This window comes from Aeromicrobium sp. (assembly GCF_025965075.1).
Lineage (GTDB): Bacteria > Actinomycetota > Actinomycetes > Propionibacteriales > Nocardioidaceae > Aeromicrobium.
Genome location: NZ_JAOPXQ010000195.1, coordinates 1 through 22264 on the forward strand (window position 1 = coordinate 1; position 22264 = coordinate 22264).

At 72.6% G+C, this 22264-nt stretch carries 19 protein-coding genes; 12 read left to right on the forward strand and 7 right to left on the reverse strand.

Features of this window, described 5'->3' with window-relative positions; all coding sequences use genetic code 11:
* The 5 genes from JWQ91_RS11790 to JWQ91_RS11810 form a co-directional block, all read left to right on the forward strand.
* The coding region (locus JWQ91_RS11790) for a DEAD/DEAH box helicase (protein ID WP_297784106.1) at positions 1-1301 on the forward strand (1301 nt) is incomplete at its 5' end.
* 93 nt (positions 1302-1394) lie between these two features.
* Positions 1395-2612, forward strand: a complete 1218-nt coding sequence (locus tag JWQ91_RS11795; protein ID WP_297784109.1) for an Nramp family divalent metal transporter — start codon at positions 1395-1397, stop codon at positions 2610-2612.
* A gap of 28 nt (positions 2613-2640) precedes the next feature.
* On the forward strand, positions 2641-3939 hold the full coding sequence (locus JWQ91_RS11800) for a cation:proton antiporter (RefSeq protein ID WP_297784112.1): 1299 nt from the start codon (positions 2641-2643) through the stop codon (positions 3937-3939).
* Between the two features lie 44 nt (positions 3940-3983).
* The gene (locus JWQ91_RS11805) at positions 3984-5075 is read left to right on the forward strand and encodes an alpha/beta fold hydrolase (RefSeq protein ID WP_297784115.1); all 1092 of its coding nucleotides are present in this window, start codon (positions 3984-3986) and stop codon (positions 5073-5075) included.
* 7 nt (positions 5076-5082) lie between these two features.
* A complete protein-coding gene (locus JWQ91_RS11810; protein ID WP_297784118.1) occupies positions 5083-5943 on the forward strand; it encodes a DNA-formamidopyrimidine glycosylase family protein in 861 nt (286 codons plus the stop codon).
* A 77-nt stretch (positions 5944-6020) separates the two neighbouring features.
* On the opposite strand, the gene JWQ91_RS11815 is transcribed toward JWQ91_RS11810, so the two are convergent.
* The gene (locus JWQ91_RS11815) at positions 6021-6848 is read right to left on the reverse strand and encodes a DMT family transporter (RefSeq protein ID WP_297784121.1); all 828 of its coding nucleotides are present in this window, start codon (positions 6846-6848) and stop codon (positions 6021-6023) included.
* Positions 6849-6915: 67 nt separating this feature from the next.
* On the opposite strand from JWQ91_RS11815, the gene JWQ91_RS11820 reads away from it, so the two are divergent.
* A complete protein-coding gene (locus JWQ91_RS11820) occupies positions 6916-7548 on the forward strand; it encodes a hypothetical protein (protein WP_297784124.1) in 633 nt (210 codons plus the stop codon).
* Positions 7549-7572: 24 nt separating this feature from the next.
* Here the strand turns inward: JWQ91_RS11820 and JWQ91_RS11825 are convergent, their stop codons facing one another.
* Genes JWQ91_RS11825 through JWQ91_RS11840 form a run of 4 tightly spaced genes read right to left on the reverse strand, consistent with a single transcriptional unit; the run spans position 7573 to position 13915 of the window.
* Complete coding sequence (locus JWQ91_RS11825) at positions 7573-8301, reverse strand: ABC transporter permease (protein WP_297784127.1); 729 nt, start codon at positions 8299-8301, stop codon at positions 7573-7575.
* Positions 8298-9017 (reverse strand): ABC transporter ATP-binding protein, encoded by a 720-nt coding sequence (locus JWQ91_RS11830; RefSeq protein WP_366521380.1) that lies wholly within the window; start codon positions 9015-9017, stop codon positions 8298-8300. The genes JWQ91_RS11825 and JWQ91_RS11830 overlap by 4 nt, the downstream gene beginning before the upstream one ends.
* Positions 9018-9066: 49 nt before the next feature.
* Complete coding sequence (locus JWQ91_RS11835) at positions 9067-11457, reverse strand: hypothetical protein (protein WP_297784130.1); 2391 nt, start codon at positions 11455-11457, stop codon at positions 9067-9069.
* A gap of 31 nt (positions 11458-11488) precedes the next feature.
* The gene (locus tag JWQ91_RS11840) at positions 11489-13915 is read right to left on the reverse strand and encodes a hypothetical protein (RefSeq protein ID WP_297784133.1); all 2427 of its coding nucleotides are present in this window, start codon (positions 13913-13915) and stop codon (positions 11489-11491) included.
* A gap of 114 nt (positions 13916-14029) precedes the next feature.
* On the opposite strand from JWQ91_RS11840, the gene JWQ91_RS11845 reads away from it, so the two are divergent.
* From JWQ91_RS11845 to purL, 4 genes are all read left to right on the forward strand, one after another.
* The gene (locus JWQ91_RS11845; RefSeq protein WP_297784136.1) at positions 14030-14755 is read left to right on the forward strand and encodes a hypothetical protein; all 726 of its coding nucleotides are present in this window, start codon (positions 14030-14032) and stop codon (positions 14753-14755) included.
* 4 nt (positions 14756-14759) lie between these two features.
* Positions 14760-14924: a hypothetical protein gene (locus tag JWQ91_RS11850; protein ID WP_297784140.1), complete on the forward strand. Its 165-nt coding sequence runs from the start codon at positions 14760-14762 to the stop codon at positions 14922-14924.
* A gap of 36 nt (positions 14925-14960) precedes the next feature.
* Positions 14961-16043, forward strand: a complete 1083-nt coding sequence (locus tag JWQ91_RS11855) for an NADH:flavin oxidoreductase/NADH oxidase (RefSeq protein ID WP_297784143.1) — start codon at positions 14961-14963, stop codon at positions 16041-16043.
* 151 nt (positions 16044-16194) lie between these two features.
* Positions 16195-18465: a phosphoribosylformylglycinamidine synthase subunit PurL gene (purL, locus tag JWQ91_RS11860; protein WP_297784146.1), complete on the forward strand. Its 2271-nt coding sequence runs from the start codon at positions 16195-16197 to the stop codon at positions 18463-18465.
* A gap of 5 nt (positions 18466-18470) precedes the next feature.
* Here purL and JWQ91_RS11865 read toward each other — a convergent pair whose 3' ends face one another.
* Positions 18471-20843, reverse strand: a complete 2373-nt coding sequence (locus JWQ91_RS11865) for a fibrinogen-like YCDxxxxGGGW domain-containing protein (protein WP_297784148.1) — start codon at positions 20841-20843, stop codon at positions 18471-18473.
* An 89-nt stretch (positions 20844-20932) separates the two neighbouring features.
* Between JWQ91_RS11865 and JWQ91_RS11870 the strand changes: the two genes are divergently transcribed.
* Both JWQ91_RS11870 and JWQ91_RS11875 read left to right on the forward strand, forming a co-directional pair.
* A complete protein-coding gene (locus JWQ91_RS11870) occupies positions 20933-21286 on the forward strand; it encodes a sterol carrier family protein (RefSeq protein ID WP_297784150.1) in 354 nt (117 codons plus the stop codon).
* A gap of 111 nt (positions 21287-21397) precedes the next feature.
* The gene (locus tag JWQ91_RS11875; protein ID WP_297784153.1) at positions 21398-21796 is read left to right on the forward strand and encodes a hypothetical protein; all 399 of its coding nucleotides are present in this window, start codon (positions 21398-21400) and stop codon (positions 21794-21796) included.
* Between the two features lie 4 nt (positions 21797-21800).
* On the opposite strand, the gene JWQ91_RS11880 is transcribed toward JWQ91_RS11875, so the two are convergent.
* On the reverse strand, positions 21801-22264 hold a 464-nt coding region (locus JWQ91_RS11880), incomplete at its 5' end, for a hypothetical protein (RefSeq protein WP_297784156.1).

Genomic DNA, 22264 nt, shown 5'->3' on the forward strand with positions numbered 1-22264 from the left:
GCCCCGTCCAGCTTGCGGTCATCCCCGACGCGCTGGCCGGACGCAACGTCCTCGGCCGTGCTCGCACCGGCTCGGGCAAGACCCTGGCCTTCGGCCTGCCGGTCCTGACCCTCCTCGCGGGCCGCACTAGCCGGCCCAAGGCCCCCCGTGGCCTGATCCTGCTGCCCACCCGCGAGCTGGCCACCCAGGTCCGCACCGCGATGGAGCCGCTCGCCCAGAAGATGGGCCTGCGCCTCACGACGGTCTACGGCGGCGTGCCGATCAACAAGCAGATCAACACGCTCCGCAACGGTGTCGACATCGTCATCGCGACCCCGGGTCGCCTGACCGACCTGCTGGATCGTCGCTGCATGACGCTGGCCGACATCGAGATCACGGTCCTCGACGAGGCCGACCACCTGTGCGACCTCGGCTTCTACAAGCCGATCGACGCGATCCTGTCCCAGACGTCGGAGCGCAGCCAGCGCCTCCTGCTGTCGGCGACGCTCGACGGCGATGTCAACAAGCTGGTCAAGCGTCACCTGCCGCAGCACGTGCTGCACGAGGTGGACTCGGCCGACAGCGCCGTCGACACGATGGAGCACCACGTCCTGGTCAGCACCGCGACGGACAAGTCCAAGGCCGCGTTCGACCTGCTCCGCGCCAACCCGCGCAGCATCGTCTTCACGCGGACGCGTCGCGGGGCCATGCGCCTCGCCAAGCAGCTCACGATGAACGGCATCGAGGCCGTCGACATGCACGGTGATCTCTCGCAGCGTCACCGTGAGCGCAACCTCGAGGCGTTCAGCAGTGGCCGCGCCAGCGTCATCGTCGCGACCGACGTCGCCGCCCGCGGCATCCACGTCGACGGCATCGGCCTGGTCGTGCACTACGACGCCCCCGCCGAGCACAAGGCCTACCAGCACCGCTCGGGCCGCACGGCTCGCGCCGGGGAGTCCGGAGCCGTCGTCACGATGACGACGCCCGAGGCCCTGCGCGACGTCATCCAGCTGCAGAACAAGGCCGGTGTCACGGCTCGTCACCACGACTCGCGCACGGCCCCGTCGCCCATGACGGTCGCCGCGCTGTCCGGCGCCGGCACCGAGGCGCCGCACGCCTCGTCGGTCCGCCAGGGTGCCCGCTCCGGCGGCTCCGGTGGTGGCAACCGTGGCGGTGGCAGCCGCCCGCAGGGTGGTTTCCGCGGCAACGGCGGCGGACGCCCCCAGGGTGGCGGCGGCAACCGCGGCGGTGGCGGCGGACGTCGTCGCAGCGGCGGCGGCTCGGGCGGCTCCGGCGGCTCGACCCGCGTCTACTCGACGTAGCAGCACGCACGCCTGACAAGCGGCGTCATCTCCAGGTCACGCACCTGGGGGTGGCGCCGTTCGGCGTTTCCGTCGTACGCGATGCTGGTGCGCATGCTCGTCAAGGACCGGATGCCGCGCGTCGGGCTGCTGGGTCCTGCTTTCATCGCCGCGGTGGCGTACGTCGACCCCGGCAACGTCGCGACCAACGTGACGGCCGGCGCGAAGTTCGGCTACACCCTGGTGTGGGTCGTCGTGATGGCCAACGTCATGGCGGTCCTGGTGCAGTACCTGTCCGCGAAGCTCGGGATGGTGACCGGGACGTCCTTGGCCGGGCACATGGGGCAACAGCTGCGCCGCGGACCGCGGATCGCGTACTGGCTGCAGGCCGAGACGATCGCGGTCGCGACGGACCTCGCGGAGGTCGTCGGCGGGGCGATCGCGCTCAACCTGCTGTTCGAGCTGCCGCTGCTGGTCGGCGCCGTCATCACCGCCGGCGTCGCGATGGTGATCCTGCGGATCGGCGACCTGCGCGGGCAGAGCGCGCTGGAGCGCGTCATCATCGGCTTCCTGCTCCTGATCGCGGTCGGGTTCATGGCCGGCCTGTTCATCGACCCGCCGGTCCCGGGTGACGTGGCCGCGGGGCTGGTCCCGACGTTCGAGGGCTCCGAGAGCGTCCTGCTCGCGTCGGGGATCATCGGCGCGACCGTCATGCCGCACGTCATCTACCTGCACTCGAGCCTCACGGTGACCCGGCTCGGCTCCCGCGGCGAGGGGCACTCGCTGCGCGAGCTGCTCTCGGCGACGCGCACCGACGTCGTCCTCGCGCTGATCCTGGCGGGCGCGCTCAACCTGTCCCTGCTGGTCGTCGCGGCGACGAGCCTCGAGGGCCTGCCCGGGACCGACACCCTCGAGGGCGTCCACGGGGTCGTGACGTCCGAGCTCGGCGCGGGGGTCGCGCTGCTGTTCGCGGTCGCCCTGCTCGGCTCGGGCCTCGCCTCGACCTCGGTCGGCAGCGCCGCGGGTGCCGAGGTCATGCACGGGCTGCTGGGCGTACGCCTGCCGCTGCTGGTGCGCCGGGTCGTCACGCTGATCCCCGCCCTGGTCGTCCTGGCGCTCGGCGCCGAGCCCAGCCGCGCCCTGGTCGTGTCCCAGGTCGTGCTGTCGATCGGCATCCCGTTCGCCCTGGTGCCGCTGGTCTCGCTGACCTCCCGCCGCGACCTGATGGGCGAGCACGTCAACCGGCGCACCACGACGGGCGCGGCCTGCGTCGTGGCGGCGATCGTCATCGTGCTCAACGTCTCGCTGCTCTGGCTCACCTTCACGGGGTAGGCGCGGCCGCAATGGGTACCGTCACCGGGTGGCCCACCTCATCGACGCCGACTTCGTCTATCTCCTGACGGGCCTGGCCCTCATCCTCGCGGTGATCCTGCCGTACGCCCTGCGCACCGTCGCGCTGTCGGCCCCCGTCGTCCTGCTGGCCATCGGTGCTCTGGTGGGTCTGCTGCCGCTGCCGGACGCGGTGCAGCTCGATCCCACCGACGACCGCGCGCTCCTGGAGCACATCACCGAGTTCGCGGTCATCATCTCCCTCATGGGAGTCGGCCTCGCGCTGGACCGGCCGCTCAGCCTGCGCTCGTGGGCGTCGTGGCGACGGTGGGGGACGACGTGGCGCCTGCTGGCGATCGCGATGCCGCTGTCGATCGCGGCGGCGGCGTGGCTCGGCTGGTGGATCGTGGGCCTCGGACCCGCCTCGGCGGTGCTGCTGGGCGCCGCCCTCGCCCCGACGGACCCCGTCCTGGCCTCGGACGTGCAGGTCGAGGGCCCGACGACCGACGAGGAGGACGAGGACGAGATCGACGAGCGCGACGAGGTGCGATTCGCCCTGACCTCGGAGGCCGGACTCAACGACGCGCTGGCCTTCCCCTTCGTCTACCTCGCGATCCTCGTCGCCGGCGCGGGCAGCGTCGCCGACTGGGGCCTGGAGTGGCTGGCCTGGGACGTCGTCGGCAAGGTCGTGATCGGGGTGGCCGTCGGCATGGGCACCGGCTGGCTCCTGGCCCGATCGGCGTTCCACTCCAGCCGGCAGTCGATGCGGGTGGCCGAGACCGGGGAGCCGCTGCTGGCCATCGCCGCGGTCCTGCTGTCGTACGGCGCCGCCGAGGTGAGCCGCGGCTACGGCTTCCTCGCGGTGTTCGTGTGCGCCATGACGTTGCGGTCGATGGAGCGCAGCGCGGACTACCACGCGCTGATGCATCAGGTCATCGAGCGCCTCGAGCGCCTGCTGACGCTCGTCGTGCTGCTCCTGCTGGGCGTTGCGATCTCCGGCGGGCTGCTGGAGCACCTGACCTGGTCCGCTGCCGGGCTCGGGCTGCTGCTGATCTTCGTCGTCCGACCGGTCACGGCGTGGATCGCGCTGCGGATCCGGCCGGGTGACCTGGGTCCGCGCGAACGCATCGCGACGGCCTTCTTCGGCATCCGGGGCATCGGCTCGATCTACTACCTGGCCTACGCGACGGGCGAGGCGAAGTTCGCCGAGGCGGACCTGCTGTGGTCCACCGTGGGATTCGTCATCACGGTCTCGGTGATCGTGCACGGCATCTCGGCGACCCCCGTCATGCGTTGGCTCGACGCCCACCGTGAGGAAGCCCGCCGCTGAGCCGTTCGCCGGGCGGGAACGCGGGCCTCTGGGACACTCGACACGTGGCACTCCCTCAGCTGGGCCTCCCGCGGAGGCTCGCGACCGTCCGCAGCAACCTCGGTGACAAGGTCGCCCGCCGGCCGATCGCCGACCTGCGGCCGATGCCGCGCGACATCGTCGAGCAGCGCCCCTCGTTCACGCTGTACCGCTACAGCGCCGCCCCCGGCGTGACGGTCCGCGGCCGGCCCGTCCTGCTGGTCCCACCGCTCGCGGCGCCCGCCCTGGCGTTCGACCTGCGCCGCACGTGCAGCCTGGTGGAGTACCTCGTCCAGCAGTGCCGCCCGGTCTATCTCGCCGACTACGGACCGGTGAGCTTCGCCCATCGAGGCCTCGGGATCGAGCACTGGGTCGACTCGGTCGTCCCGGCCGCGGTCGAGATCACCGCCGAGCACTCCGGCGCGACGGGGGTGCACGTCGCGGGCTGGAGCCTCGGCGGCATCTTCACGATGTTCATGGCGGCGGCGCACCCCGAGCTGCCGCTGGCATCCGTCACGGCGGTCGCGAGCCCCTTCGACCTGCGGCAGGTCCCGTTGCTGGCCCTCGCCCGCCCGGTCGACCGGGTCGCCGGCACGCTGATCGGGCCGGCCTACCGAGCGATGGGCGGTGTCCCGGCGCCGCTGACCCGGCTGGGCTTCCAGGTCTCGAGCCTGGACAAGTACCTCACCAAGCCCCTCGCGATGGCCCGGCACGCCGACGACCGGGACTTCCTGGCGCAGCTCGAGGCGGTCGACCGGTTCATGGCCGGCATGTACGCCTATCCCGGCCGGACGTTCGGCCAGCTCTACCACGTCGTGATGCGCACCAACGAGTTCGCGAGCGGCACGATGGAGCTCGGCGGGCGCACCGTCGAGCTGAGCAAGATCGACGTCCCGGTCCTGGTCGTGGCCGGGATGAACGACACCCTGGCCCCGCGGGCGTCGGTCGAGCACCTGCTCGATCTCGTGACCGGATCGCCGGACGCCCAGCTCGTGCAGGCACCGGGCGGCCACCTCGGCGTCCTGACCGGGCGGGCCGCGCGGAGGACGACCTGGCCGGCGCTGGAGAACTTCCTGACCAGGCACGATCATTTCGTTCCGGCCGCCGACGCGGGATGATAGGTCCATGCCCGAGCTTCCCGAGGTCAACGCCCTGGTCGAGTTCCTCGACGAGCAGCTCACCGGCGCGGTCGTCGCGGGTGTCGAGCTCGCGTCGTTCTCGGTCCTGAAGACGTACGACCCGCCCGTGTCGGCCCTGCAGGGGCTCGAGGTCACCGGGGTGACCCGGCACGGCAAGTTCATCGACGTCGACGTCAGCGGGATCCACGTCGTGGTGCACCTGGCGAAGGCCGGCTGGCTGCGCTGGTCCGACCCGCTGCCCGACACCAAGCTCAAGCTCGGCGCCAGCAACATCGCGGCCCGGGTGCGGCTCGACCGTGGCGAGGGACCGAGCGTCGGGTTCGACGTCACGGAGGCGGGGACCCGCAAGGGTCTCGCGATGTACGTCGTGAGGTCGGTCGACGAGGTGGCCGGGATCGCGGCGCTGGGTCCCGACCCGCTGGCCGCGGGCTTCGAGCTGCGCCCCCTGCTGGGTCGGCGCATGCAGGTCAAGCGGCTCCTGCGGGACCAGAAGATCATCGCGGGCGTCGGCAACGCCTACAGCGACGAGATCCTGCACGCCGCGAAGCTGTCACCGTTCGCGATCGCCGAGAACCTCTCCGAGGAGGAGATCGTCCGGCTCGAGGCCGCGGTGCAGGACATCCTGCGGGCCGCGGTCGAGGAGGCGCGCGGCAAGCCGGCCGAGGAGCTCAAGGACGACAAGCGCACCCGGATGCGGGTGCACGGCCGGACCGGCGAGGCGTGCCCGGTGTGCGGGGACACGGTGCTCGAGGTGACCTACGCCCAGTCGTCGCTGCAGTACTGCCCGACGTGCCAGACCGGCGGCAAGCCGCTCAAGGACCGGACCACGAGCAAGTTCCTCAAATAACCCCAGCCCAGATTTGCGGACTTCTGAACGGTTTGGACCCGTCCAGAACGTGTAGAAGTCCGCAAATCTGGGCTGGGTCAGCCGAGGGCGACGAGGGAGACCGCCGCGGCGGCCAGGGCCAGGCCGACGGCCTGCCAGCGCTGGATGCGTTCGCGCAGCAGGACCGAGGCGAGCAGGACCGTGCTGGCGGGATAGAGCGACGAGATGACCGAGACGACCGACAGCAGCCCGTGCTGGGTGGCGTACAGGAACGCGCCCTGTGCCGTGGCACCGAGCGGCCCCATCCACGCGGCCTTCCACGCGCCGCGGTCGCGCGGCACCCAGGACTCGCGCAGGACGACCGCGGTGATGATGACGCTGAGGATCGAGGTGGCCTGGGACAGGGCGAGGGGATAGAGCCCGCCGTCGTCCCCGACCTGGCCGAGGAAGGTGAACAGCAGGCCGAAGCCGATCCCGGCCAGCACCCCGTCCACGACACCCGAGCGGTGGGCCGGGCTGTCATCGGTGACCCGCGAGATCAGCGCGATGGCGGGGAAGGCGAACACGACGCCCGTCAGCGCCATCGCGGAAGGCCGGTCACCCGTGACCAGGCCGACCGCGACCGGGATCAGCGCGGTGCCGACGCCCGACAGGGGCGCGACGACGCTCATCCGGGCCGTCGCCAGGCCGCGGTAGAGGAACGCGGCACCGAACCCGCCGCCGAGACCCGCGAGCGCACCGAACATCAGGTCGTGACCCGTGGGCGAGCCGCCGATCGCGATCGCCGCGGCCAGGCTCAGGACACCCGACGAGGACTGGCCGACGACCGCGATCTGCCACGCCGGGGCCCGTTTCGCGAAGATCCCGCCGAGGAAGTCCGAGACACCGTAGGCCAGGGCTGACAGGAGGGAGAGGACGATGGCCACCCCAGAAGGGTAGAGGCGCGGGCGGCGGAACATCGGCGGGGTCGCCCCGGCTCCGTACGATGGCGGCATGAGGTTTCGTCAGTCCAGGTCGCTCGGGTCGCAGGCCAACACCGTCGTGGGCGGTCTCGCCTCGAGCGTCGACGATCGCACCGGCGAGGTCGCGCTCCGCACGGCTCGTACGCTCGCCGTCGCGGTCCGGCTCCTGCGCATCCCCTCGGCGGTCGTGCTGGCGGTGCCGATCCCGTTCATCCTCACGACCCTGCTGCTGGCGGCCTCCGCCGCCGGCGGCATGCGCCTCGCGCTGCTGGTCGTCGGGGTCGCGATGGTGGTGGTCTCCGGTGCGTTCCTCGGCCGTCGCCGGCGGATCCTGCAGGCCGTGGAGGACCCCGACCTCCTCGCCGACGAGCTGCGTGTCCTGATCAACCTGACCGGCAAGGTCGAGGAGACCCGCGGCGCCCTGGGGCAGATCGCCGGCGGTGGGGGCTGGCGCGTCCTCGGCCGGCTCCAAGGAGTCTGGAAGGGCACCCGGATGACCGGCTCGTGGATCGACCAGATCGGTGACCTGCGGCGGGCGCGCTACTTCGCCCCACCCAAGATCGGCACGACCATCAGCCTGACGATCGCGGCGCTGTGGCTCGTGCCGATCTCGATCGTGATCGCCCTGCTGGCTCTCGTCGGGACGATCGCCGGCTCGCTGTAGCCCGCCCGACGGGGTGCGTCGAGGTCAGGGCGTGCGGCGGCGCAGGGTCAGCGACGCGCCGGCGAGCGCCGCGACGCAGCACGCCACGAGGATGACGAGGTCCTTGGTCAGCTCGCCGCCGAAGCCGCTCGACCGACCCAGGGTCGAGAACGCGTCGGCCGCATAGCTCAGGGGGAGCACGTCCGAGGTCCGCTCGAGGATCGTCGGCATGCTGGACCGAGCCGCGAACAGCCCGCACAGCAGGAGCTGCGGGATCACGATCAGGGGCATGAACTGGACGGCCTGGAACTCGGTGACCGCGAAGGCCGACATCAGGAGCCCCAGCGCCGTGCCGAGCACGGCGTCGACGACCGCGAACAGCACGACGGCCCACGGCGTGTTGACGTCCAGGTCCAGCAACCAGATCGCGGTGGCGCAGGACACCAGTGCCTGGACCAGGGCCGCGAGCCCGAACGCGAGGCCGTACCCGAGGATCAGCTCGCCCCGCCGCAGGGGCGTCGTGAGGAGCCGTTCCAACGTGCCCGAGGTGCGCTCGCGCACCATCGTCACGGAGGTCACGAGGAACATGATGACGAAGGGGAAGATCCCCAGCATCTGCGGACCGACCCGGTCGAACACCGCGGGCGAGCCGTCGAAGACGTACTTGAACAGGATCATCAGGAGCGACGGCAGGATCACGATCAGGGCCACGCTGCGCCGGTCGTGGCTGAGCTGCTGGAGGACCCGGCGCGCGGTGGCGAGGGTGCGGGTCATGCCGCGGACCGCTCGGCGAGGGTCAGGAAGGCCTGCTCGAGGTCGGTCTGCCCCGTCCGGTGGCGCAGCTCGTCGGGCGAGCTGTCGGCGATGAGCCGTCCCTCGCGCATCAGCAGCACACGGTCGCACCGACCGGCCTCGTCCATCACGTGGCTCGAGACGAGCAGGGTCCTCCCGCCGGCGGCGAGCGCGGCGAACAGGTGCCACAGATCTCGCCGGAGCACGGGGTCGAGCCCCACGGTCGGCTCGTCGAGCAGCAGCAGCTCGGGGTCCATGAGGAGGGCCGCGGCGAGCGAGACGCGGGTCCGTTGACCGCCGGACAGGTCAGCGGTCAGCGCATCGGCCTTGCCCTCGAGCCCGACGTTGGCGAGCGCCTCGCGGGTCGCCGCCTCGCTGGTCCCGGCGAGGGCCGCGAAGTAGCGCAGGTTCTGCAGCACGGTGAGATCGGGGTAGACCGAGCTGTTCTGCGTCACGTAGCCGACCCGCTCGCGGGCGGCCGTCGTCCCGGCGGGACCACCGAGCACGTGCACGCGCCCCGACTGCAGCCGCTGGATGCCGGCGATGGAGCGGATCAGGGTCGTCTTGCCGCACCCGCTGGGCCCGAGGAGCCCGGTCACGGAGCCACGGGGGACCGTGACGGTCAGGTCCGGGATCACGAGGTTCTTGCCGCGGATCACGACGAGTCCCTCGATGTCGATGGCGAGAGGATCCATCATGTTCGCAACGTAGGTCGGGGGTCGGGACCGGTCAAGGTCCGGCCCGGATTCAGGACGAAGGGACCGGCTGCGCGCCGAACGCGACCTGCTCGAGGATCGCCCGCTCGCCCGGGCTCGGTGGCCGGCCGTGGGCGCCGCCGAAGTCCAGCGTGAACCGGGCGATCTCCGCCGCCAGGACGACGGCGCCGAGGTTGCTGAGGTCGCCGACGAGGTGGAACAGGGCCGTGGTGTCCTCGGCCTCGACGTGCCGGACGAACCGTGCCCACACGGCGGGCACGCCGGCCGCGTCGGTGCCGGGCTCGACCGCGCGGCTGAGGATCGGCGCCATGTCGGGCCCGCCGACCTGCACGAGTGCGGCGGCGGCGTCGATCTCGGCCTTGCGCAGGCCTGCCGCCCGGGCCTGGCGCACGACGCCGTGCAGGAGCCGCAGCGACATGTCGAGCCGGCCGATCGCGTCGAAGGCGAGGGCCTCCGCCGTCCGGCGCTCGAGATCGTGCTGGAGCCGGGTGACACCGGGTGCCAGGTCGGACCGCTCGAGCAGCGACTCGGCCTCGTCCATCAGGCCGTGCTGGGCCAGCAGCTCCGCGGCCATCGCCTGGACCCAGCCCGAGATCTCCTGCGGATCGTTGCCGCGCAGGGCGGCCAGGCACAGCCGCGCGTGCGTCAGGGCCAACCCGATCCGCCCGCGTCGATATTCGAGCAGTCCCCACAGGGCATGCCCCATCCGGGCCGCCCGCCCGTGCGGGGCGGGGCGTGAGGAGTACGCCACCAGGACCCGCTCGGCGCCGGCGAGGTCCAGGGCGTCCAGCAGGGCGATGGCGAGGATCTCATGCGCCGGGTCCAGCACGGACGCGCCGGCCAGCGGGTTCTCCAGCAGCATGTCGAGCGCCCGCCGGGCCGACTCGACGGCCTGCTGCGACCGTCCGCCGTTGCGCTGGCAGGTCGACAGCGCCAGATAGGCGGTCGCGGTGTTGAGGGGGCCCAGGGTGCCGGAGAAGATCAGCGTCCGGATCTCGTGCTCGAGGTCGTCGCCGCTGCGCTGGAACGCCGTGGCCCACAGCGTCGCGAGCCGCAGGACCGCCGCGCGCCGGCGCACCGTTCGGGCGTCGCCGACCAGGATGTCGTCGTCGGAGCCCTCGGTCGGCCGAGCCAGGTGGGCCCAGCGCAGCAGGATGAAGTCGGTGAGCTCCTCCTCGGTGAGCGCGGCGGGGTCGATCGACTGCAGCAAGGTGTGGAGCTCGGCATGGTGACCGAGCTCGACCAGCGCGAACGCCCGCTCGGTCGCGCCGGCGACGTCCCCGGACCCGTCGGGCTCGGTGATCGCGACGGCCTCGCGGTGCAGCCCCTCGAGGTTGGCCTGGCGTGCGGCGCGGACGACGAGCTCCGGCTCGACCGGTCGGCGCACCTTGCGGCGGCACAGCGCGGCGCGCATCGCGGCGCGCGGGTGCTCGAACGTCCGGGGGAAGTGCTCGCTGAACCGGTCGTGCAGCTCCAGCCGGCGGGCCAGGGTCAGCGAGGAGTCGACGGCGGCCGACTCGGCCGCGCTGCAGAAGCGCACCGTCTCGCCGTCGATCCGGAGGACCCCGTGGGTGACCGCGAGGTCGAGCGTGGCCGCCGGGATCACCGCGAGGACCTCGTGCACGTCGGTCTCCTCGACGAGGGCCACGATCTGCAGCAGATCGGTCATCTCGGTGCTGACGTCGAGCAGGTCGTGCAGGTGGAAGCTGCCGGGGGAGAGGCTGACCGGGGGCAGCTCGCTGGTGTCGCCGGGGTCCGGCATGAGGGTCAGCGTGTGCTCGACCCGGGCCAGCAGGCCGAGCTCGACCGCCCGTTCCGCGACGTCGACGACGGCGTCGTAGACGCCCTCGGAGCGGCCCCGGACGAACTCGACGGCCACCGGGTCGGGCTCGCAGCCGAACCGGTGCCGCAGCAGCCGGGCGACACCGGCACTGTCGAACGCGGTCAGCCGGACCGTCGGCGCGGCGCCGAGCAGCGGGTGGTGCTGGAGGGCCTCGGGGCTGATCGTGCCGATCAGCCCGATCGCGCCGGCGGACGCCCGTTCGATCAGCGTGCTCAGGGAGGCCCGGTCGCACAGGTCCATCGCGATCAGGACGACCGTGACGGCCGGCAGGTCCAGCGGTCGCCGCCGGTCGAGCTCGAGGGCCAGGTCGGCGGGGGTGTAGCCGTCCTTGATCTCGATGTGCGGAGCCAGCCGGCGGAGCGCGTAGTAGGGCGTCGCGACCGATGCCATCGTGCCGCGGTGGATGCGGACGGGCCACGGCTGGGCGATCCGGCGGGCCAGGGCGAGACGACCCGAGCCGGGGGGCCCGACGACGACGATCCCGCCCTGGCTGCGGACGAGGGCGCGGCCCTCGTCGACGAGCTCCTGGTCGAAGGGCGGCGGCCAGCCGGTGCCGGGCGTGTCATCGGTCTCGAGCACGGGCGCTGGCCTCCTCAAGACGTCGTCGCCATCACCCTAGCCACCGTGAGCGCAGCACGTCACGGACTGCAGGCGGGGGGACGAGTGACGCCTCGACTCCGGCCAGCCGCTGCAGGTGGCTGCGGGTCTCCGCGTCGAGGTCGGTCCGGCGGCGGGCGACGTCGAGGACGTACTGCGCGATCTCGGCGGCGTGCCGGGGGGCGCCGTGCTCCAGCGCGCAGCACTGCGCGACCAGGGCCGGGATGTCGTACGCGTGGGCGGCCCGGGCGAAGTCCTGCCAGACGGCGGGGGACCCCGACGCCTCCTCGAGCTCCTCGACGATCTCGAGCAGGGTCGGCAGGTGGACGGGACCACCGATCCGGACCGTGAGCACCGCCGCGTCGATCTCGGTCTGGCGCAGGTCGTGCTCCGCCGCCACCGCGCGGACGGCGGCGAGCTGCTTCAGGGCCTGCTCCGGGTCGCCGAGCTCGTCGTGGGTGCCGGCCACCGCGATGCGCCGGTGGAGGTCGTTCTGGAGCAGCCGCGACGGGTGGCTGTCGCTGGCCCGGAGCATGTCCACCGCCTCGCCGTTGCTTCCCTGCTGCACCAGGACCTGCGCCAGCAGGGCCTCGATCCAGCCCCGGAGCTCGTGCGGGTCGTGGCGCTGCAGGGCGTCCAGCGCGAGACGGGCGTTGACCAAGGCCTGCTGCCGGTCGCCGCGGGCCAGCTCGAGCATGCTCTGCAGCGCGGCGCCCATCCGGCCACTTCCCGGCCGGCCGAGGGGCCCGACGGCGTACTCCCGCAGGGCCCGATCGGCGGCGTCGAGGTCGATCGCGGCGATCAGTGCCAGGACGTGGACCTCCTGGGCGACGGACAGGTGGAACGCGCTCGGCAGCCGGCCGTCGGCCGCGATGAGCTCGAGGGCGTGACGCGCCGAGCGGACCGCGACCTCGGGCCGCCCGTTGTGCCGTTGGACGGCCGACAGGGCACTGAAGCCCAGGGCCCGGTTGAGCGGCGACAGCAGTCCCGAGAAGGTCAGCGCACGGAGCCGGCCCTCCAGGCCTTCCCCGCCCTCCCGGAAGATGCGTTCGAACAGGTCGGCGAGGGTCCTGACGGCGGCGAGGCGCCGTTCGACCCGGGGATCGTCGTGCTGCAGCGCGGCGTCGAGCAGGCGGGTGCGGGTCGCCCCCGGCAGCTTCCTGAGCCAGCACAGGTACGGCAGGAGGTCGTCCTCGCCCAGGGTCGTCGGGTCGATCGCGGCGAGCAGGGCAGGCACCTCGCTCGCGTCGCCGAGCTCGACCAACGCGTACAGCCGCTCGATCGGGGCCACGGGCGCGGAGCCCGGGCCCGTGAACACCAGCGCACGCCGGTGACGCCCGCCCAGGTTGGCCTCGCGGGCGGCCCGTTCGGCCAGCTCCCGCGGCAGCGGGCGACCTGCGGCCCGCCACCAGTCGGCCACGTCCACCGCGACACCGGGCCGGGCCGACGAGACCGGGAGCCGGGCGGCGTACGTCGTGAAGAGCTCGACCCGGCGGTGCTGCGGGATCGTGCGGCGCAGGATCTTGGACTCGGCCGGCAGGGACAGGGCGAGACCGTCGCCGCGGGCGTGCAGCGCGCCGTGCGCCAGGGCCCGGTCGATCGTGGCGTCATCGAGCACGTCCCGCGCCTCGATCAGGTCGAGCTCGCCGATCAGGGCGGCCAGGTCGAACAGGTCGGCCATCGCGGGGGTGCAGTCCGGCGGGAGCGCGCTGCTCAGCGGGCCGATCCGGTCCACGAACGCGGTCCGGGTCCCGGCCCGGGGCGGCGCGACGACGAGCGAGCCCTCGACCGGGATCACGATGCCGGCCTCGACAGCGACGTCCGCGACCTCCTGCACGATCTCGTACGTCCCACCGGTCCGGTCCAGGATCAGCTCGGCGACCAAGGGGTGCGGCTCGCAGCCGTAGCGGACCCGCAGGAGCCCGCTGATCGTGGTGGCGTCGAGCGGTGGGATGTCGATCAGCTCGGCGACGGCGAGCAGCGGCCAGTCGTCGGCGATCGTGCCGGGGGCGACCGTCGCGACCACCGTGATGGTGTCGTCCGCCGTGAGCCGGGCCAGCACCTCGGCGCTGGCCCGGTCGGCGAGATCGGCGTTGCCCACGACGACCGTCGGTGGGGTGCCCGCGGCGAGCTCGTCGCGGATCGCCAGCACGGCGGCGTCGGTCGAGATCGGGCCGGCGTGGCGGATCGAGTCGAAGAGCTGACGCACGACGAACAGGTCGTCGTCCTGCTCACCGAAGCGGCATATGTGGCGGGCCCAGTACGGGCCCTCGGGGGCACCGGCGACGGCTCCCGCGAGCCGGTCACTGCTGCCGTCCGGTGGGCCCACGAACACGACGGCGCGACGCCGCGCGAGCAGGGCCCGTGCCTGCGCGATGTACGTCGCGGAGAACGGTGGGGGCCAGGCAGAGGGCGCGACGGGGACCGCAGCGTCGGACACAGCACCCCCCGTGATCGGCCCCTGGTGGGTTCAGCCTAGACCGGGTGCCGGGGTCCCGTGCCCGCGGCACCCCGGATCGTGACATCGACAGTGTCAAGGTCCTACCCTGACGGCATGGATCTTCGCGCCGTCGCCCTGCTGCCCGTCCGCGTCTCGATCGCGGCCACGCAGGCCACCCTGGCTCTGGGGCAGCTCGCGTCGCCGGGAGGCCCGATCCTGCGGGACGGGGGATATGCGGCCCGGCTGGCGCAGATCTTCGCTGAGGACGGACTGCTCGACCAGGTGGGTCGGATCCTGGCGGACGAGCGGGGCCCGATCGGTCTGGCCAACACGCTCGCTGACCTGACCTCGGAGGACCGGCCGATCGGCAAGGCGCTCGCCCGCGACGGTCTCCTGGACCGGATGGCCGACGAGGACGGACCCTTCGTCCGGCTGCTCGAGGCCGGCGGACCGCTGGACCGGGCGCTGGCCGAGGACGGACCGCTCTACCGTCTTCTCGCCCCCGGTGGGCCGCTGGACCGCCTGCTGGCCGAGGAGGGCGCGGTGGATCGGATCCTGGCCGAGGGTGGCCTCGTGGAGCAGCTCCTCGCCGACGGGGGGATCATCGAGAAGCTGCTGGCCCCCGGCGGCACGCTCGACCAGCTCGTCGAGCTGGGCCAGACGTTCGACGCGATCGTGCCGCGGCTGGAGGCGCTGGGCCACGCGATCCCCAACCTCAACGCGGCGGTCAGCATCCTCAGCGGTGCGGTCGAGCCGCTCGGCGCCCTGGCCGGCCGGTTCCCCGGCGGGCGGCGTCGCCCGGCGGAGCCCGTGACGATCCTGTCCGCGGACGTAGACTGAAGGCATGGCCACCGAGGAGCGCCGCCCGACGAAGCACTTCGCGACGCTGCCCACACGCGTACGCCTCGAGGACACGATCACCTCGCAGGAGACCGAGCCGGCACCCGATCCCGAGGGTGGCCGCGACACCGAGCGGGACTTCCTGATCCGCTACGGCTTCGGCCTGTAGGGGAATGACCCGGGCCGTCGGACGGTTGGTCCGGACGTGCCCCTCCTCTTCGAGCCGCTGACGCTGCGCGGCATCACGATCCGCAACCGAGCCTGGCTGGCCGCCATGTGCCAGTACAGCGCGTTCGACCGGGACGGGGTGCCCGGCGACTGGCACCTGGTCAACCTCGGCCAGCACGCCACCGGCGGTTTCGGCCTGGTCATGACCGAGGCGGCGGCCGTGGTCCCGGAGGGGCGCATCAGCCCCGAGGACGCCGGCATCTGGTCCGAGGACCACGTCGCGCCGTGGCGTCGCATCACCGACTTCGTGCGTGGACAGGGCGCCGTCCCGGCGATGCAGCTCGCCCACGCGGGTCGCAAGGCGTCGACCTACTCGCCGTTCGCCGACGGCACCGGGACCGTTCCGGCCGACCAGGGTGGCTGGGAGACCGTCGGCCCGAGCGCGCTGGCCTTCGAGGGCTACGCCGCCCCCCGCGAGCTCACGACCGACGAGGTCGCCGCGCTGCCCGCGGCCTTCGCCGCCGCCGCGGAACGCGCCGACCGGGCCGGGTTCGACGTCGTCGAGGTGCACGCCGCCCACGGCTACCTGCTGCACGAGTTCCTGTCCCCGCTCTCCAACGTGCGCACCGACCAGTACGGCGGGTCATTCGACGGCCGGACCCGGCTCGTCGTCGAGGTCGTCGACGCGATCCGTGCGGTGTGGCCGGCCGACAAGGCGCTGTTCGTCCGCTTCTCCGCGACCGACTGGGCGCCCGGGGGATGGGACGTCCACGAGACGGCGAAGCTCGCTGCTGTCCTGGCCGACCACGGGGTCGACCTCGTCAACGTGTCGACGGGTGGGCTCGTGGCGCACCAGGAGATCCCGATCGGCCCGGGCTACCAGGTGCCCGCCGCCGCGGAGGTGCGCTCGGTCAGCGGCCTGCCGGTCGTCGCCGTCGGTCTCATCACGGACCCGGCCCAGGCCGAGCAGATCCTGCAGGACGGCTCGGCCGATGCCGTGATGCTGGCCCGTGCGGCTATCCGCGAGCCGGCCTGGCCCCTGCGGGCGGCCCACGAGCTGGGCGTCGCACCCAAGGACGCCCCCTATCCGCCCCAGCACGAACGAGGCGCCTGGCGCTAGCCAGACCGCGACTGGCGCACTCCAGACCGCGACTGGCGCAGGATGAAGAAAATGAGACGGCGTGTCGTCGACTTTTGCGCCACTCGCGGGTCGGTTTGCGCCAGTCACGGGGCTGTCGGGGGATCCCGGGACGACCGATAGGATCGGCCCCGTGACTGAAGCCCGCCAGCTCGACACCGTTGCCCATGCCACCGCGACCCCGGACCAGGCGCAGCCGTGGGCCGAGCTGGGTCTCCGCGCCGAGGAGTACGCGAGCGTCCGCGAGATCCTCGGTCGCCGCCCGACGGGCGCCGAGCTGGCGATGTACAGCGTCATGTGGAGCGAGCACTGCTCCTACAAGTCCTCCAAGGTGCACCTGAAGAAGTTCGGCGAGCTCCCGCAGGAGACGCCGCTCGGCAAGACCCTCGCCGGCATCGGTGAGAACGCCGGCGTCATCGACATCGGCCAGGGCTACGCCGTCACGTTCAAGGTCGAGTCGCACAACCACCCGTCCTACGTCGAGCCCTACCAGGGCGCGGCGACCGGCGTGGGCGGCATCGTCCGCGACATCCTCGCGATGGGCGCTCGCCCCGTCGCGATCATGGACCCGCTGCGCTTCGGCCCGCTCGACGCCGAGGACACCCGCCGCGTCCTGCCCGGCATCGTGGCCGGCGTCGGCGGCTACGGCAACTGCCTCGGCCTGCCCAACATCGGCGGCGAGGTCGTGTTCGACGAGACCTACGTGGGCAACCCGCTGGTCAACGCCCTGTGCGTCGGCGTTCTGCGCCACGAGGACCTGCACCTCGCCTTCGCGAGCGGCGTCGGCAACCAGGTCGTGCTGTACGGCGCCCGCACCGGCGGAGACGGCATCGGCGGCGTGTCGGTCCTGGCGTCCGAGACGTTCGAGTCGACGGGGCCCTCGAAGCGCCCCGCCGTCCAGGTCGGCGACCCGTTCATGGAGAAGCTCCTGATCGAGTGCACGCTCGAGCTGTTCGCGGCCAAGGTCGTCAACGGCATCCAGGACCTCGGCGGCGCGGGCCTGTCCTGCGCGACGAGCGAGCTGGCCTCAGCCGGCAGCGGGGGCATGCGGGTGGAGCTCGACACCGTGCCGCTGCGCGACTCCACGCTGTCGCCCGAGGAGATCCTCATGAGCGAGTCGCAGGAACGCATGATGGCCGTCGTCGAGCCGCAGCACCTCGACGCGTTCATGGCCATCTGCCAGAAGTGGGACGTCGAGGCCGTCGTCGTCGGCGAGGTCACCGACGGCGACCACCTGGTCATCGACTGGCACGGCGAGACCGTCGTCGACGTGCCGCCCCGCTCGGTCGCGCACGACGGTCCGACGTACGACCGTCCCTATGCCCGCCCGGACTGGCAGGACGCCCTGCAGGCCGATGCCGCCGAGGCGCTCCCGCGGCCGGCCTCGGGCGACGAGCTCCGCGACCAGCTGATCGCGGTCGTGAGCTCGCCCAACATGGCCGACAAGTCGTGGGTCACCGACCAGTACGACCGCTACGTGCAGGGCAACACGGTCCTGGCCCAGCCCGAGGACGCCGGCGTGATCCGCGTCGACGCCGAGAGCCAGCTGGGTGTGGCCGTGTCGACCGACTGCAACGGCCGGTTCGCCAAGCTCGACCCCTACGTCGGCGCGCAGCTCGCCCTCGCCGAGTCCTACCGCAACGTCGCCGTGACCGGAGCGCTGCCGCTGGCCGTCACCGACTGCCTCAACTTCGGCTCCCCGGAGAACCCCGACGTCATGTGGCAGTTCGAGCAGGCCACGCACGGTCTCAAGGACGCGTGCGCCGTGCTGGGCATCCCGGTCACGGGCGGCAACGTCTCGTTCTACAACCAGACCGGCGAGACCCCGATCCTGCCGACGCCCGTGGTCGGCGTGCTCGGCGTCATCGACGACGTGCGCCAGCGGATCACGCAGGGCTTCACCGCGGAGGGCAGCCACGTGCTGGTCCTCGGCGAGACCCGCGAGGAGCTGTCCGGGTCGACCTGGGCCGATGTCGTGCACGGCCACCTCGGTGGTCGCCCGCCCGTCGTCGACCTCTCGGCCGAGCGCGCCCTCGCGGACCTCATGGTCGAGGCGGCCAAGTCCGGTGTGGTCGAGTCGGCGCACGACCTGTCCGACGGTGGCCTGGCGATGGCGCTGGCCGAGGCGGCCTTCCGCCACGGCGTGGGCGTCACGGTCGACCTGGAGGACCCGTTCCTCGACCTGTTCAGCGAGTCCTCAGCACGCGCCATGGTCGTCGTCGCGGAGGACCGCCACGAGGAGCTTGTCGAGCTCGCCCAGAAGCACGGTGTCGAGCTGGCCTCGGTCGGCCGCACCGGGGGCGACACGATCGAGGTCGCCGGTCAGCTGTCGATCCCGATCGCGGAGCTCAGGAGCGCCTGGCAGGCGACCCTGCCGGCGGTGCTGGGCGCGCACGTCGTCTGATCGGGCTACCCGGCGGTGGCGACCGGCGTCGACGCCGACCGGTTGCCCCGGCCGTCGGTCGCCCGGACGAACCACCGGTCGCCGGTGGTCGAGCCGGCGATCGCGGTCGACACCGAGCCCGTGCTCGTGACACCGACGACCCGGTCGTTGCGGAGGATCTCGTAGGAGACGTCCGCGGTCGGTGAGGCCGACCACGAGACGTACGCCTTGCCGTTGCTGAGACTGACCGTGACCCCGCTGGGGGGCGCGGGCGGCGTGTGCGGACGCATCGCGAACCGGACGAAGCCGCCGGCCCACTGGTTGGTGCCGTCCCGGTTGACGACCGACACGTAGTCGCCGCCGGACCACAAGGTGCCGTCAGCGGCCGACAGCAGGGCCCACGGCCCCTCGCCGCCCCGGGTCTTGGACGTCGGGGCGAACTCGGGCAGATAGGTCCCGGTCGCCGAGTCCCACGCGCCGACGTACCCGATCCGGGCCACCTGCTTGTAGCCCGAGGCGCGGGGCTTGTCGAAGTGGCTCGTGCCGCTGTAGAGCCACTCGTTGCAGTGGCATGAGGCGTACGCGATGCCGGCCCGGCTGGCGATCGCCTGCATGTCGCCTCCCCCGAGGGCGAGGTGGCTCGAGACCAGCGTGAGGGCCGAGGCGGTGTAGCCGAAGAGGCTGTGCTGGCTGCCGCCGAGCCAGACACGGTCGCCGATCTGGCGCACCGCCTGCTGGTAGCGACGGCTCGCCTTGCTGGTGCTGGACTTGACCGACCACGAGCGGAACGTCGCGGGCGCCGAGGTGCGGATCGCCGCGGCTCCGGGGCGCGACACCGAGGACTTGCCGTCCGCGCCGACGTAGCCCTGCTGGAACTGGCCCGCGGCATAGATTGTCGCGCCGTCGTCGGACACGTCGAGCGACAGGACGCTCGAGCTGAGCGACCGTTTGCCCTTCGCGATCTTGACCCCGGTCGCCAGGTTGGGGCGCCAGTCGCTGCGGGGGGTGCCGTCGGACGGGTCGACGCGCACGATGTTGCGGTAGGCGGAGGACTTCTTGGTGGTGCCGCCGGAGTAGGACGTGAAGCCGCCACCGACATAGAGGTGTCCGCCGGAGACGGCCAGCGCGCGCACCCAGCGCTTGGCTCCCTTGGTCGACTGCGTGAGGTCTGCCCGGAAGCCGGTGTCGCGTCGTCCGGTCGTGGCGTCGAGGGCGACCAGGCCCGAGGCGGCGGTGCCGCCGGCCCTGGTGAACTCGCCACCGACCGCGAGGCGGCCGCCCGGCAGGGCCACGAGCGCCTTGACCTGGTTGTCGAGCTCGGGCCGGAAGCCCGGGATCCACTCGCCGGAGGTCGCGTCGAAGGCGGCGAGATAGGGCTGGCTGACCTTGCGCGAGCCGTCGGCGTTGCGGACCTGGGTGAAGTTGCCGCCGACGTACATCCGGTTGCCGATCTGCGCGAACGCCGAGACCTCGGTCGCGTAGTAGAGGCTGCCGCCTCGGCCGAGTCCTGTGACGCCCCACGTCGTCGGGAGCGCGCCCGACTCGGGGATCGCGGGTGCGGCCTGGGAGGCGGTGCCGGCGTCGCGGACCGCGGGATAGGTCAGGGCGGAGGTCCGCAGCTTGGGGCGGAGGTACATCTGGGTGAACGGCGTCGCGTAGCGGCCGCCGGAGGCACTGGAGTAGAGATAGCTGGCGTCGCTGGTCGTGCCCCGCGGTCCGGCCTTGCCGAACGTGAAGCCGCGGACGTAGTCGTTGGTCTTGGAAAAGCCGGTGAAGATCCGCTGGGTGTCGGTGGAGATCTTGAGCAGGCGGGTCGTCTGCGACTTGGTCGTGGTCGACGAGCCGACCGAGTAGGACTTCACCGGGATCCCCGGATCGGCCGCGAGCGCCCACGTCCAGCGGTCACGGGACGCCAGCTTGACCCGGATCTCCTGGTACGTCGAGCCGTCCGTCTTCGCGGCGCGGCGCAGTCGGATCCCGTCGGGCAGGGTGTCGACCCGGCCACCGTCGAGCAGGGCGTCGATCGTCCGGGCCGGGAGCTGCTTGGCGTAGAACGCGCTGGGGCCGGTCGGCGTGCCGGTGAGGGAGGCGGGGGTCCCGCGGCCCTCGGCGCCCTCCACCCAGCCGTGACGGCCGCGCGCGACCATGACCCATCCTCCGCCGTCGGTCGTCTGGTCGCACCAGAACTTCGTCGGCGCCTGCAGGGCGGGGGTCACGAGCCAGTAGACACCGTCGGTGGCGGTGCGATCGTTCTGCTTGATCTCCCAGCACGACGCGGCGGCGCGCTCCGGGGTGCTGCCGTCGGGGGTGCCCGCGGCGGTCGCGGGGGTGGCGAGCACGAGGCTCGTGAGGGTCACGGCGCCGGCGATGAGCGCGGCGAGCCTGCTGCGTGAGGGCATGGGGGTCTCTCTGGGGCGGGTTCGGTGCACTCATGGAGAGCCCCGGAAGCGGACACCATGACGCGAAGGTGCCCGGCTAGGGTTGGACCATGGCTCGCAGGCCCACCCCGTTGACGCACGACGAGTTCGCCGACGTCTGTCGCCGGCTCGACGCGGGGGATCCCGCCCGGGCCGACCTGAAGGCCGCGACGATGCATCTGGTCGCGTTGCTGGTCGACAAGGCCCCGGGTGCCAGCGTCGAGGTGCGGATCCCACCGTTCGCGGCGGTCCAGTGCATCGCGGGGGCGCGCCACACGCGGGGCACCCCGCCGGCCGTCGTGGAGATGGACGCCCCGACCTGGATCGCGTTGGGCCGTGGGCGGCTCGCGTGGGTCGATGCGACGTTGCGGGCGTCGGGGGAGCGGTCCGACCTCTCGGCACTGCTGCCGCTCGACGTCGCCTGACCCCGGATCCACCGGCCGAATTCACCGGCGGCAAGGCAGCGTCACAGGGGTCGGCGCGGCTATGATCGGGGCACTCCTGCATCTTCTGTCACCCAGCACCGGGACGGACGCATGACGAAAGCTCCCATCGATCCTGCTGTCGAGTGGTCGCGCCACCTCGCCCGACTGCCCGGTTTCCTCCAGCGCGCCGTCGCCGAGACCCTGCGCCGCTCCGCTGCCGAGGGTCACCCCGCGTCGGAGCACGAGGTGACCCTGCTGGTGGCCTACGCACTCGGCGAGATCAGCTCCCGCGAGCACGTCCGGGGGGTGCTGCGCGGGTTCGGCCACGACGAGGTGCCCACGCTCCGGGAGGTGCCCGACCCCGGGCCCGACGCGCTGTCGGCCGGACCGGTCGCCGCCCCCGATCCGGCGGCGGTCGAGGCCCGTCAGGTCCGGCGCGAGGACGCCGTGCAGGCCTACGTCACGGGCGAGATCCCGGTCTCGGAGTTCCTCCGCATCGCCCGCGGCTGACGGTCTACCGGATGGCCGCGAGCGCCCGCGCCGGATAGTTGGTCGTGACCATCCAGACAGCCGGGTCGTTCATCCACTGCTCCAGCTCGCTGGGCGAGTCGACGGTCCAGACCAGCAGGGGCAGGCGCCGCCGTCGGGCGTACGACCGCAGGGTCAGCCGGGCGACGGTCTTGTGCGACACGACGAGATTGGCGTGGCTGAGCCGCACTCGGGTGCGGGGGAAGGCGGCCTCGATCCGGACCAGGCGACGCTTCCACGGGCTGCCGCGCCACGAGCGGGGGCTCGACGACAGGCCCACCAGGAGCCCCGGGGCGTGGGTGCGGGACCACCGGCGGATGCGCCGGACCGAGGAGTCCTCGGCCGTCGTGACGACGACGTCGTCGACCCCGAGGGCCGCGACGATGTGCGCGACGAGGCGGACGTCGTCACCCGCGACCTTGAGGTCGACGTGCGCCTTGATCCGTCCGG